At 55.3% G+C, this 13,334-nt stretch carries 12 protein-coding genes; all 12 read left to right on the top strand.

Annotated features, from left to right (window positions below; translation table 11 throughout):
- The first annotated feature begins 14 nt into the window (after window positions 1-14).
- The 12 genes from whiA to fucO all read left to right on the top strand — a co-directional run bounded on the left by whiA (window position 15) and on the right by fucO (window position 13,181).
- Window positions 15-962, top strand: coding sequence for a DNA-binding protein WhiA (gene whiA, locus DWX75_RS10010; RefSeq protein WP_118016177.1), 948 nt, complete (start codon window positions 15-17; stop codon window positions 960-962).
- Window positions 959-1,792 carry a polysaccharide deacetylase family protein gene (locus DWX75_RS10015; RefSeq protein WP_118016178.1) on the top strand — a complete coding sequence of 278 codons (834 nt, stop codon included), beginning with the start codon at window positions 959-961 and terminating at the stop codon, window positions 1,790-1,792. The genes whiA and DWX75_RS10015 overlap by 4 nt, the downstream gene beginning before the upstream one ends.
- 7 nt (window positions 1,793-1,799) lie before the next feature.
- Complete coding sequence (locus tag DWX75_RS10020; protein WP_118016179.1) at window positions 1,800-3,200, top strand: copper amine oxidase; 1,401 nt, start codon at window positions 1,800-1,802, stop codon at window positions 3,198-3,200.
- 73 nt (window positions 3,201-3,273) lie between these two features.
- Window positions 3,274-3,411, top strand: coding sequence for a six-cysteine ranthipeptide SCIFF (gene scfA / locus DWX75_RS10025; RefSeq protein ID WP_005841055.1), 138 nt, complete (start codon window positions 3,274-3,276; stop codon window positions 3,409-3,411).
- A 56-nt stretch (window positions 3,412-3,467) separates the two neighbouring features.
- Entirely contained in the window at window positions 3,468-4,868 is a 1,401-nt protein-coding gene (gene scfB, locus DWX75_RS10030; RefSeq protein WP_118016180.1) for a thioether cross-link-forming SCIFF peptide maturase, read from the top strand.
- A 292-nt stretch (window positions 4,869-5,160) separates the two neighbouring features.
- The gene (gene gap, locus DWX75_RS10035) at window positions 5,161-6,183 is read left to right on the top strand and encodes a type I glyceraldehyde-3-phosphate dehydrogenase (protein WP_118016181.1); all 1,023 of its coding nucleotides are present in this window, start codon (window positions 5,161-5,163) and stop codon (window positions 6,181-6,183) included.
- Window positions 6,184-6,292: 109 nt separating this feature from the next.
- The gene (gene pgk, locus DWX75_RS10040) at window positions 6,293-7,486 is read left to right on the top strand and encodes a phosphoglycerate kinase (RefSeq protein ID WP_118016182.1); all 1,194 of its coding nucleotides are present in this window, start codon (window positions 6,293-6,295) and stop codon (window positions 7,484-7,486) included.
- Between the two features lie 75 nt (window positions 7,487-7,561).
- On the top strand, window positions 7,562-8,311 hold the full coding sequence (gene tpiA, locus DWX75_RS10045; protein WP_118016183.1) for a triose-phosphate isomerase: 750 nt from the start codon (window positions 7,562-7,564) through the stop codon (window positions 8,309-8,311).
- A gap of 32 nt (window positions 8,312-8,343) precedes the next feature.
- Complete coding sequence (gpmI, locus tag DWX75_RS10050) at window positions 8,344-9,873, top strand: 2,3-bisphosphoglycerate-independent phosphoglycerate mutase (RefSeq protein WP_005841065.1); 1,530 nt, start codon at window positions 8,344-8,346, stop codon at window positions 9,871-9,873.
- Window positions 9,874-9,993: 120 nt separating this feature from the next.
- Complete coding sequence (locus DWX75_RS10055; RefSeq protein ID WP_199497591.1) at window positions 9,994-10,686, top strand: iron-sulfur cluster assembly scaffold protein; 693 nt, start codon at window positions 9,994-9,996, stop codon at window positions 10,684-10,686.
- Window positions 10,687-10,740: 54 nt separating this feature from the next.
- Complete coding sequence (locus tag DWX75_RS10060; protein ID WP_036375790.1) at window positions 10,741-11,745, top strand: GGGtGRT protein; 1,005 nt, start codon at window positions 10,741-10,743, stop codon at window positions 11,743-11,745.
- A 287-nt stretch (window positions 11,746-12,032) separates the two neighbouring features.
- The gene (gene fucO, locus DWX75_RS10065; RefSeq protein WP_118016185.1) at window positions 12,033-13,181 is read left to right on the top strand and encodes a lactaldehyde reductase; all 1,149 of its coding nucleotides are present in this window, start codon (window positions 12,033-12,035) and stop codon (window positions 13,179-13,181) included.
- Window positions 13,182-13,334 lie beyond the last annotated feature (153 nt).

Consider the following 13,334-nt stretch of genomic DNA (forward strand, 5'->3'; position numbering starts at 1 on the left):
GAGAGGATGGTGTTATGCCGTCATTTGCCACTGAGGTCAAGAATGAGCTGGCCCGTTACATCCCGGAGGAATCCTGCTGCCGCAATGCGGAGCTGGCTGCCCTGCTGCGCATGGGAGCTACGATTACCTTTGGCCTGCGTCATACCTTCGGCCTGAATTTCACGACGGAGAATGCCGCCGTGGCGCGCAAGACGCTGCAGCTGCTGAAGCTTGAAGGGCACGGCCTGCGCACGGAGATCACGGTCAGCCGCAGCCGCCGTCTCAAGAAACACAACAGCTATGCCGTGCGGGTCATGCCGGAGCCGGCTGTGGCCGATTTGCTGGAACATCTTGGCTTCCTGCACGATGAGAGCCTCAACATGGAGTCAGACCGGGAACTCCTGAAGAAAAACTGCTGCCGCGCGGCCTATCTGCGCGGCGCTTTCTTGGGTGGGGGCAGTGTCAACCGGCCGGAGGCGAGCTACCATCTGGAGCTCGTGACCGGGAATTACGGATTTGGCAATCTGCTCTATACCCTGATGCGGCGCATGATGTTCCCGGTAGGCTTTACCGACCGCAAGGAAGATTACATCGTTTATCTCAAGGAGGGCGATGCCGTCATTGACTTTCTGGCCATGCTGCGGGCGGACAAGTCCGTCGAGGCTTTTGAGATTGCGCGCAATCTCAAGGAGGTGCGTGAACAGGTCAACCGCCTCGTCAATTGTGAGACGGCCAATCTGCAGAAGACGGTGGATGCGGCCGGGCGGCAGGTCGCGGATATCAGGCGCCTGGCGGCCCGGGAGGGCGGTCTTGAGGCCTTGCCGAAAAAACTCAGGGAAACGGCTGAGGCACGGCTGGCGCGTCCCGATGCCAGCATCGTGGAGCTTGGAGAATTATTGGGCGTAAGCAAATCGGGCATGAACCATCGCCTGCGGAAACTGCATGCGATGGCACTTGCTGCGGAAGGAGAGAAACATTCGTGAATCGTTTGAAGAAATGGATCATAGGGCTCTGCTTCATCGTGTTGGCGGTCTTCCTGTGGATCCTGGCATCGCCATCGCCGGAAGGCGTGCTGGTGCTGGAGTATCATCAGGTAACGGAACATACGGATGAAGATGCGTATCGTTACAATGTGCCGCCGGAGGATTTTCGCCAGCAGCTTTCGTATTTGCAGAGCCAGGGATATACGACAATCTCCATGCTGGATTTCATGAAGGCGAAAAAGGGCAAGCAGGAGCTGCCGGAAAAGCCCCTGATCCTGACGTTCGACGATGGCTATGAAGATAATTATACGACGCTGCTGCCGATACTCGAGGAATACGGGATGAAGGCAACGGTTTATGTCGTGACGAACAACATCGGCCAGCCGGGATATCTGACCTGGAATGAACTGCGCGACATGCAGGGGCGCGGCATTGAGATCGGCAGCCATACGGCGAATCATCAGCCGCTGACGCAGCTGCCGCCGGCAATGCGTGCCGACGAGGTGCGCCTCTCCAAGCTGCTCATGGAGTGGAACGGAATCCATACGATCTTCACGTTCTCTTATCCGAATGGTGCGTTTGATGCCAGTCTGCCGGCCCTGCTGCAGCAGAATGACTACTTGACTGCTGTGACGGGCGATGCCGGTTACAACACGTTTGCGACGAATCCATACCTCATGCAGCGCGTCAATATCCCCCATCCGCGCTTTGGCTTGCTGGAGTTCAAGCTGCGCCTGTTCAAGGCAGAGGTATTCACAAAACTCGGAATCCATCAGCATCTGGCTGGTGAAAATGGAGAAGATTTACCGATCACGGTAAGGAGGAATTGAAGGCAGGATGATAAAAGGCAAGAAGTATATGGTGGCGGGCGTGCTGGCCTGTTTGCTGGCAGGGAATGTGATGCTTCCCGGCAATGCTTCCGCTAAGGATATATTGCTTTCGGAGCAGCCGTCTCTTGATACGGTGAAGGCGTCCGGACAGCTGGTGGCAGAAAAGGACCTGACTGCTCCCGTGGCAGCTGCTGTGAATCAGGAAACCGTTGAGAAAGCGGCGGGCAGGACTGAGAAGAAGAGCAGGAAGGACCGGCATAAGAAGGCGGTGCAGCCAGCACCGAAGACCGGGGAGGCGACGGCTTTGAATATCCAGCAGCGCGTGGCGGCCATCCTGCGGCAGCGCATGGCAGAAGAAAATAAATGGCGCGCCAAGTCTCACATGATGCGCATGTGGCCAGTGGAGTCTGAGGACACGGGCGGGACGCTGATTTTTTCCGACAGCCCGGAATCCGTCACGGAGGACGGCATCCTCTACCAGGACAGTGTGGCGGGAGATGCCCGCGTGCTCTACTATCACCTGAACAGCAGCAACGCGCCGAAAAAGGTCGCGGTGGTGCTGGAAAATGACGGTGACGGCTCTGCCATCGTGCGTGTGACGCGCGGCGGTACGAGTGCGCCGAGCGGCGATTACCTGGATGTCGGCAAGAATACGCAGGAGGCGTACTTCAACGGTTCGCGCCATGAGCTCATCTATTTGCGTCCGGACAACAAGAAGCTGCTGCAGTCACAGATGGATGAAACCGTCCTGCAGCCCGGGCAGCTTGTCTACGGCGTCTATGATTTCACGGCCAGCCGCAAGGTGAAGGTGTCCGTCATCATGTATCCTGCTGATCAGGATCCCATTGAATTCCTCAAGTCGGCCCGCGTGCTGCCGAAGGATGAACAGCGGCTGCGCGGCACCTTCCATGGCATGGATCGCATCGTGACATCTCAGACGCCATACGATCCGGCGCAGGATGGCATCGTGTATTTCCCGCTGGCCGATGATCTCCATGACCGTTACCGCGTCGGCATCGATGCGACGGACGGCAGCCAGGTTATCGATTACGGCAATTACGGCGTTCTTTACCGGCTGGAGATTCCGACCACGGGGAGTGGCGCCACGCAGTATTTCCTGAGCCCGCTCGGCGGCGTCTACGCCGGTGCGATGACTGTGCAGTACGGCACGAATCCTTCCCGCATGCTCTCGACACCTTATGGGCGCACCTTCTTCGGCGACAGCACGCCGCCGGAGTCACCGAATGCCGAGCAGGCGCGCAATGAGGGGCTGGCACTGCTCACGGAATATACGGAGCTGGCTGATCTCGGCACGTATGAGAATGATAAGAAGACGGTTTTTGAGTTCTCGCCGCCGGGGGCATCCAACCTGCCGGTCAATATCATCATGATGCCGTCGAATAATTAAATCTTGCGTTCCATCTGGAAAACAGATAAAATAAAAAGAAGATAGCATTTTTATCTAGTTAGGAGGGCTGACGATGAAACACATCAAGACGGTCAACAAACCTTCGATGCAGGCTTCGCTCAAGACGGGCGGCTGCGGTGAGTGCCAGGCATCCTGCCAGTCTGCTTGCAAGACTTCCTGCACGGTAGGCAATCAGGTTTGCGAGAAATAAGTTTTCGTGAAGAGCCTTCCCATTTGGGAAGGCTTTTTTCTATCAAAGGAGTAACGATGAAAGCGAAAATCCATAAATTCGAACAGGGCGGCCATTACATCCTGCTCGATATCAACAGCGGGGCGGTCCACGTCGTCGATAAGATGATCTATGACATGATGGACATCTTTGACGGCACGAACGATGAGGCCGTCGTGGCAGCCCTGAAGGAGACATACCCGGAGGCAGATCTGCGCGAGGCGCTCGGCGAGCTTCACGAGCTCATGCAGATGGGCGAGCTCTTTGCACCGGATATCGATGTGCCGCCAACGTTCAAGCAGAAAGGGCTCATCAAGTCAATCTGCCTCATGGTCGCACAGGACTGCAACCTGCGCTGCAAGTACTGCTTCGGCGACGGCGGCAGCTACGGCCAGGAACGCGCTGTTATGACGCCGGAAGTCGGCAAGCATGCCATCGATTTTCTCATTGAGAGCTGCGGCCCGCGCAAGCACTGCGAGGTCGATTTCTTCGGCGGTGAACCGCTCATGAACATGAAGACTGTCAAGGCCGTGACGGAGTATGCGCGCCAGCGTGAGAAAGAGACGGGCAAGAAATTCAAGCTCACGATGACGACAAACGGCATGCTGTTGAATGATGAGAACATCAAATGGCTCAACGACAATGACTTCTCACTCGTGCTTTCCCTCGACGGCCGCAAGGAAGTCAACGACGCCATGCGTCCAGATGCCGGCGGGCACGGCACCTATGACCGCATCGTGAAGAACTTCAAGAAGTGCATTGCGAGCCGTAAGGGCGGGGACTACGATTATCGCGGCGTCTATACGTATCTGCGCGGCACGTACACGCACAACAACATGGACTTCACGAAGGATGTCCTCTCGATGGTCGATGAGGGCTTCAACATCCTGTCGGTTGAGCCGGTTGTCATGAAGGACAGCCCGCTGGGCTTCACGGAGGAGGACCTGCCGCGCATCCGTGAGGAGTACGACCGCCTGACCGAGGCCTACATGAAGCGTCACCGCGAGGGACGTGGCTTCTGGTTCTTCCATTTCAACATGGATCTCTCGAATGGTCCGTGCGTTGCCAAGCGTCTTTCGGGCTGTGGTGCCGGCCATGAGTACGTTGCGGTTTCCGAGAACGGCGACCTCTATCCGTGCCATCAGTTCGTCGGCCGCGAAGGCTACAAACTCGGCAGTATCTACGATGGGGTCACGAATACGGAGCTGCCCGCTTATTTCCGTGAGAGCCATGTGCTCAACAAGGAAAAGTGCCGCGACTGCTGGGCGCGTTTCTTCTGCTCGGGCGGCTGCCATGCCAATGCCGACCTTTTCCACGGCGACATCCGTCAGCCGTATGAAGTCGGCTGTGAAATCCAGAAAAAGCGTCTCGAGTGTGCCATCCTCGTACAGGCCCTGCTGGCCCTGGAGAAAATGGATAAAGAGGAAGCCGCAGAGTAAGCCTTGATCTATTAATTCCATTTATGATTATGACGGCGCCTTGACAAGTATTTTTGCTTGTCAAGACGCCTTTTTTTACGTGAAATCCTATTGTTTATCAGTGTTTGACGGGAGTTGGGCCGCGAAAGTTTCTTGTTAAAGATTTTGTATATAATATTCGGATAATAAATGCTTTTGGCTATTCTGTAATTGCTTCAATTTATGATAAAAGCATTGACATCTGGCCCGCGATTATTGTATTATTGACCTGTAAGAACTGAACTTCTAAGAATATTTAGGGGGTAATTTTCAAATGGCAGTAAAAGTTGCTATCAATGGTTTTGGTCGTATCGGCCGTCTCGCATTCCGTCAGATGTTCGATGCTGAGGGTTATGAAGTTGTTGCTATCAACGACCTCACGAAGCCGTCCATGCTCGCATACCTGCTGAAGTACGATTCTTCCCAGGGCAAGTACGAGTACGCTGACACGGTTTCCGCTGATGACGAAGCTGGTACGATCACGGTCAAAGGCAAGACGATCAAGATCTATGCTGAGCGTGATGCAAAAGACATTCCTTGGGCTAAGCATGATGTAGATGTCGTTCTCGAGTGCACGGGCTTCTACACGTCCAAGGAGAAGGCTTCTGCTCATCTCGTAGCGGGCGCTAAGAAAGTTGTTATCTCCGCTCCGGCTGGTAACGACCTCCCGACGATCGTTTACAACACGAACCACAAGACGATCCCGGCTGGCACGAAAGTTATCTCCGCTGCATCCTGCACGACGAACTGCCTCGCACCGATGGCTGACGCTCTGAACAAGTTCGCTCCGATTAAGAGCGGCATCATGCAGACGATTCACGCTTTCACGGGCGACCAGATGGTACTCGATGGCCCGCAGCGCAAGGGTAACCTCCGCCGCAGCCGTGCTGCTTCCGAGAACATCGTTCCGGCTTCCTCGGGTGCTGCTAAAGCTATCGGCCTCGTTCTGCCGGATCTGAACGGCAAACTCATCGGCGCTGCACAGCGCGTTCCGACCCCGACGGGCTCCACGACGCTGCTCTATGCTGTTGTTGAGGGTGAAGTTACGGTTGAGGGCATCAACGCTGCTATGAAGGCTGCTCAGACGGAGTCCTTCGGCTACAACGAGGACGAGATCGTTTCGAAGGATATCGTCGGCATGCGTTATGGCTCCCTGTTCGATGCTACGCAGACGATGGTTTCCCATACGGGCGACGGCAACTCCCTCGTACAGGTTGTTTCCTGGTACGACAACGAGAACTCCTACACGAGCCAGATGGTTCGCACGATCAAATACTTCGCTGAGGAAGTTAAGTAATTGAATTAAGCGTTCTCAACTGAATACAGTAGAAGATCTCTTGAGGTCCGGCCGTTTGTTTGGGCCGGACCTCATTTATTATGAGAAAATAAACCCTGGAGGTTTTACGATGAACAAGAAAACCATCAAAGATATCGACGTAAACGGCAAGAAAGTATTTGTCCGCGTCGATTACAATGTTCCGTTTGACGACAAGATGAACATCACGAACGATACGCGCATGGTCCGCACGCTGCCGACCCTGAACTATCTGCTCGATCATGGTGCAGCTCTCGTCATCGCCTGCCACATCGGCCGTCCGACCGAGGCTCGCGAGGACAAGTTCTCCACGAAGTATCTTGTCAAGCACCTCTCCGAGCTGCTCGGCCGTGATGTCAAGTGGGTATCCGACTGCGTCGGCGCTGAGGCGGATGCCGCAAAGGCTGCGCTGAAGCCGGGCGAGGTCCTGCTGCTTGAGAACCTCCGCTACCATAAGGAAGAGAAGAAGAACGATCCTGAGTTCGCGAAGCAGCTTGCTTCCGGCTGCGACCTCGCAGTCGACGATGCTTTCGGTGTTTCCCACCGTGCACATGCTTCGAACGCAGGCGTTCCGAAGTACATCGAGACGGTTGCCGGCTTCCTGATGGAAAAAGAAATCAACTACATCGGCAAGACGCTTGAGAACCCGCAGCATCCGTTTGTTGCCATCATCGGCGGCGCCAAAGTTTCCGATAAGATCGGCGTTATCAGCAACATGATCGACAAAGTCGATACGATCATCATCGGCGGCGGCATGGCTCATACGTTTGATGCAGCCAAGGGCCTGCCAATCGGTGATTCCCTCTGTGAGCCGGATAAGTACGATCTTGCCCGTGAGCTGCTCAAGAAGGCTGCTGACAAGGGCGTAAAGGTTGTCCTGCCGGTTGATCTCGTCATCGCTGACAAGTTCGCAGCTGATGCCAACACGAAGACCGTTGATGTCGACAAGGTTCCCGATGGCTGGCAGGCACTCGATTCCGGCAAGAAGACGTCGGAAGAGTACACGAAAGCTCTTGAAGGCGCCAAGACGGTTATCTGGAACGGACCGATGGGCGTATTTGAGTTTGATGCTTTCGCAAAAGGCACGCTCGCTGTTGCCAAGGCTGTTGCCAAGGCTACGGAGAACGGCGCAATCTCCATCGTCGGCGGCGGCGATTCTGTTGCAGCCCTCAAGAAGACGGGCCTGACGGACAAGATCTCCCATGTCTCCACGGGCGGCGGCGCTACGCTTGAGTTCCTCGAAGGCAAAGAGATGCCGGGCATTGCGGCACTCGCTGACAAATAAGATGTTTTAGGATCCGGGGGGCCGCTCTGCGCTCCTTCGGATATGCAGATAAGCATTTAGGGGGTATTTTTTAAAATGGCAAGAACTCCGATTATTGCAGGCAACTGGAAAATGAACAATACGATCGTCGAGGGCAAGAACCTCGTCCGCGGTCTGGCTCCGCTTGTCAAGGATGCCAAGGTAACGGTTGTCGTCTGCCCGACGGCTACGGCTCTCGCTGCTGTTGCTGATGCCGCTCTTGGCACGAACATCCATGTCGGCGCCCAGAACGTTCATTGGGAAAAGAACGGTGCCTTCACGGGCGAGATCTCCACGGGCATGCTCAACGAGATTGGCGTAGACTACTGCGTCCTCGGTCACAGCGAGCGCCGCGGCTACTTCGGCGAGACGGATGAGGGCGTCAACAAGCGCGCTCATGCTGCTTTTGCTGCCGGCATCACGCCGATCATCTGCTGCGGTGAGTCCCTCGAGCAGCGCGAAGCTGGCGTTTACCTCGACTTCGTCGCTGGCCAGGTCAAGGCTGCTCTTGCCGGCTTCAAGCCGGAAGAAGTAGCAGAGCTCGTCATCGCTTACGAGCCGATCTGGGCTATTGGCACGGGCAAGACGGCTTCCTTCGAACAGGCTGAAGAAGTCTGCGCACACATCCGCAAGACGGTTGCCGCTGAATTCGGCCAGGAAGCAGCTGACGGTATCCGCATCCAGTATGGCGGCAGCGTCAAGCCGGCTACGATCAAAGACCTCATGAAGCAGCCGAACGTTGATGGCGCCCTCGTTGGCGGTGCATCGCTCAAGGCCAAGGACTTCAGCGAGATCGTAAACTACTAATTCGTTTCCTTTAGAAGGAGTAGTAATCTACAATGGCAAAAATCAAACATGCACCAGTCGCTCTCATCATCATGGATGGCTGCGGCCTTGGTGGCAAGCTCGATAAGAGCAATGCCGTGGAAGCGGCGAAGACTCCGGTCCTCGACGGCCTCATGGCAAACTACAATACGAGCCATCTGCAGGCTTCCGGCGAATTCGTCGGCCTGCCGGACGGCCAGATGGGCAACTCGGAAGTCGGTCATACGAACATCGGTGCCGGCCGCCTGGTTTACCAGCAGCTGACGCGCATCACGCGTGATATCAAGAATGGCGATTTCTTCAAGAATGAAGTCCTCGTCAAGATCATGCAGGATGCCAAGGCAAATGGCGGTGCTGTGCATCTCCTCGGCCTTGTTTCCCCAGGCGGCGTACACAGCCACCAGGGTCACCTTTATGCACTCCTCGAGATGGCCAAGCAGCAGGGTGTCAAGGACGTCTACGTCCATGCATTCCTCGATGGCCGCGATGTGCCGCCGCAGAGCGCACAGCCGTACCTTGAGGAGCTTGAGGCAAAATGCAAGGAAATCGGTGTCGGCAAGATCGCAACGGTTGCCGGCCGCTATTATGCCATGGACCGCGATCATCGCTGGGATCGTGAGCAGAAGGCCTATGAGGCCATCGCTCATGCAGAAGGCGTTGTCGCAGATGATCCGGTGGCTGGCCTCAAAGCAAGCTATGAGAACGGCGTCAACGACGAGTTTGTCGTACCGTTCGTCGTCAAGGGCTACGAGGGCATGAAGAACGGCGACGGTGCCATCTTCTTCAACTTCCGTCCGGACCGTGCACGTCAGCTCACGCATGCATTCGTCGATGAGACGTTCGACGGCTTTGAGCGTGACGAAGATCTCAAGATTCCGTTCGCTACGTTCTCCCAGTATGAGGACGGCATGAATGCAGCTGTTGCATTCCCGCCGGAGCACATCGACAAGACGCTCGGCGAGATCATCCAGGACAACGGTCTCACGCAGCTCCGCATCGCTGAGACGGAGAAGTACGCGCATGTCACGTTCTTTTTCAACGGCGGTGTTGAGGAACCGTACAAGGGCGAAGACCGCATCCTCGTTCCGAGCCCAAAGGTCGCCACGTACGACCTCAAGCCGGAAATGAGCGCTGTTGAGGTTACGGATAAGGTCTGTGAGGCCATCCGTTCCGAGAAGTACGATTTCATCATCCTCAACTATGCAAACTGCGATATGGTTGGCCATACGGGCGTCTTCCCGGCAGTCGTCAAGGCTGTTGAGACGGTTGACTCCTGCGTCGGCCGCTTCGTCGCAGCCATCAAGGAAGTCGGCGGCGAGGTCTGCATCACGGCTGACCACGGCAATGCCGATAAGATGATGGATTACGTCAACAACCAGCCGTTCACGAAGCACACGACGAACGCTGTACCGTTCATCGTCGTTTCGGATCGTGTCAAGTCCGTCAAGGATGGCGCGCTCTGCGACATCGCACCGACGCTCTTGACGCTGGCTGGTCTTGATATCCCGAAAGAAATGACGGGCAAGAACCTCGTAGAGCTTTAATTGTGCGGTAGAGGCAGCATTCCCTTGAGCAGGGAGGGGCAGGCGACTGCCCTCTGTGCTGGCCCCAGAGAGAATGCACCTCAGTATTATATTTTAGAAAAGAGAGGAATACGAACAATGATTGCTTATTCACAGAAAGTGGAAGACATGGCATGCGTAGCACAGGAAGTACATCACGGTGCTGCCCCGATTCCTGAAGAAGGCAAATGGGTAAAATCCAAGAATGTCCAGGACATCAGCGGCCTGACGCACGGTGTTGGCTGGTGCGCTCCGCAGCAGGGTGCCTGCAAACTGACGCTCAACGTCAAAGACGGCATCATCCAGGAAGCCCTCGTTGAGACGGTCGGCTGCTCGGGCATGACGCATTCCGCAGCTATGGCTGCTGAGATCCTGCCGGGCCTGACGGTCCTCGAGGCTCTCAACACGGACCTCGTCTGCGATGCCATCAACACCGCTATGCGTGAACTCTTCCTCCAGATTGCCTATGGCCGCAGCCAGACGGCGTTCTCCGATGATGGTCTGCCAATCGGCGCTGGCCTCGATGACCTCGGCAAAGGCCTGCGCAGCCAGGTTGGTACGCTTTACGGCACGCTGAAGAAGGGCCCGCGTTACCTCGAACTCGCAGAAGGCTACGTCACGAAGCTCGCTCTCGACAACGAAGGCCGCATCATCGGCTACGAAGTCGTACAGCTCGGCAAAGTCATGGAAGCTGTCCGTGCTGGCAAGGATGCCAATGAGGCAATCAAGGCCAACACGAGCACGAAGGGCCGCTTCAAAGACGGCGTTAAGTTCATCGATCCGCGCGAAGAGTAATATCGCTGCGTGACGAGATTCCGGGTTTCAAGGTAAAAGGAAGGAATGAATAGAATGTCATTATTCGAAGGCTATGAGCGCCGTATTGATCAAATCAACGAAGTCTGCAAACAGTATGGTCTGGCTTCCATTGAAGATGCCAAGAAAGTCTGCGACGAGAAGGGCATCAACCCGTACCAGATCGTAGAGGATCTGCAGCCGATCGCATTCGAGAATGCAAAATGGGCTTATACGCTCGGTGCTGCTATCGCCATCAAGAAGGGCTGCACGAAGGCTGCTGATGCTGCCAAGGCTATCGGCGAAGGCCTGCAGGCTTTCTGTGTACCGGGTTCCGTTGCTGACCACCGCAAGGTTGGTCTTGGTCACGGCAACCTCGGCGCTATGCTCCTTTCCGAGGATGCTGGCTGCTTCGCATTCCTCGCTGGCCACGAGTCCTTCGCGGCTGCAGAGGGTGCTATCGGTATCGCCAAGACGGCAAACAAGGTTCGCAAGAACCCGCTGCGCGTCATCCTCAACGGCCTCGGCAAGGATGCTGCTCAGATCATCAGCCGCATCAACGGCTTCACGTATGTCGTAACGGATTACGACTTCAAGACGGGCAAACTCAACATTGTTGAGGAAATCAAGTACGGCTCGGATCCTGAGCGTGCAAAAGTTAAGTGCTACGGTGCTGACTCCGTTCAGGAAGGCGTTGCCATCATGGAGCATGAGGATGTTGATATCTCCATCACGGGCAACTCCACGAACCCGACGCGCTTCCAGCATCCGGTTGCAGGCTGCTACAAGAAAGCCTGCATCGAGAAGGGCAAGAAGTACTTCTCGGTTGCTTCGGGCGGCGGCACGGGCCGTACGCTCCATCCGGACAACATGGCAGCCGGCCCGGCTTCCTATGGTATGACGGATACGATGGGCCGTATGCACGGTGATGCTCAGTTCGCAGGTTCTTCCTCCGTTCCGGCACACGTCGACATGATGGGCCTCATTGGCGCCGGCAACAACCCGATGGTCGGCATGACCGTTGCTGTTGCTGTTGCTGTACAGGAAGCAATGAACAAATAATTCACCGCGTGTGAATCTCTTGCATAGAGACGGAGCTCAAAAGGGCTCTGTCAGGCAGTAAAAAGACCGCAGTTCAAAAGGACTGCGGTCTTTTGCTGTCTTTGCTATGGCTTATTGCCCGGAGGGGCAAGCGGGGGGATTTGGCAGACTAAATCTTCGTAAATTCTTGTTTTATGATTATTTTTTGAGATAAAATTTCTGTTTATAGTAGCATGTTTTGCGTTTATAGCGTATAATAAAAAGGAAGTTAGAGATTTCACATATATGATGTTGCAGGAGGTTTTATCATGGTCAATCGTATCGTCTTGAACACAGTCTCGTATCATGGCAAGGGTGCCATCGAAGAAATCCCAGGCATTGCACAGCGCGAGGGCTTTCATAAAATCTTTGTCTGCTCTGACCCGGATCTGGTGAAATTCGGTGTGACGGCCAAGGTCACGGATCTGCTCGAAAAAGCGGGTATCGATTATACGCTGTATTCAGAAATCAAACCAAATCCAACCATCAAGAATGTACAGGATGGTGTCAAGGCTTATCAGGAAGCCGGCGCTGACTCCATCATCGCCATTGGCGGCGGTTCCTCGATGGATACGGCGAAGGCAGTCGGCATCATTATCAAGAACCCGGAATTTGCCGATGTGCGTTCGCTCGAGGGCGTGGCGCCGACGAAACACCATGCCGTAAAGACCATTGCCGTGCCGACAACGGCAGGCACAGCTGCTGAGGTCACGATCAACTACGTCATCACGGATCCTGAGAAGGTCCGTAAGTTCGTCTGCGTGGATGAGCATGATATACCGGCTTATGCCGTCATCGACCCCGACATGATGTCTTCGATGCCGAAGGGACTTACGGCTTCGACCGGCATGGATGCCCTGACGCATGCAATTGAAGGCTACACGACGAAGGGCGCCTGGGAAATGACCGATATGATGCATATTGAGGCCATTCGCCTGATTGCCGAGAATCTGCGTCAGGCCGTGGAGAATGATCCGCAGGGACGTGCCGGTATGGCACTTGGACAGTATATCGCCGGCATGGGCTTCTCGAACGTGGGGCTTGGCATCGACCATGCGATGGCGCATACGCTTTCTGCTCACTATGATACGCCGCATGGTGTTGCCTGCGCGATGCTGCTGCCGATTTCCATGGAGTTCAATAAGGAATATACCGGCACGCGCCTGCGCGAGGTAGCACGTGCGATGGGCGTCAAGGACGTTGACAGCATGAGCCAGGAAGAGTACCGCACGGCAGCCATCGATGCGGTCAAGAAACTCTCCGCGGATGTTGGCATTCCGGCTACACTCGATAAGATCAAGGAAGAAGATCTTGATCAGCTGGCTGACGATGCACTGAAGGATGCCTGCTATCCGGGTAACCCGCGCGAAGCCACGCCTGATCAGGTCAAGGAGCTGTTCCGCAAGATCATGGCATAAGCATACAGGGGATGGCTTCGGTTTAAGATCACGAGGCCTGCAGTCGCATGCAGGCCTTTTTATATTTTTTATAAAAGGGTGTTGACAAACGCAGCGCTATCCTGTATCATAATACAAGTCGCTGAGAGATACGGCCACCACGAACGAGCGCCT

It is taken from the genome of Mitsuokella sp. AF21-1AC (assembly GCF_003458855.1).
Classification (GTDB): domain Bacteria; phylum Bacillota; class Negativicutes; order Selenomonadales; family Selenomonadaceae; genus Mitsuokella.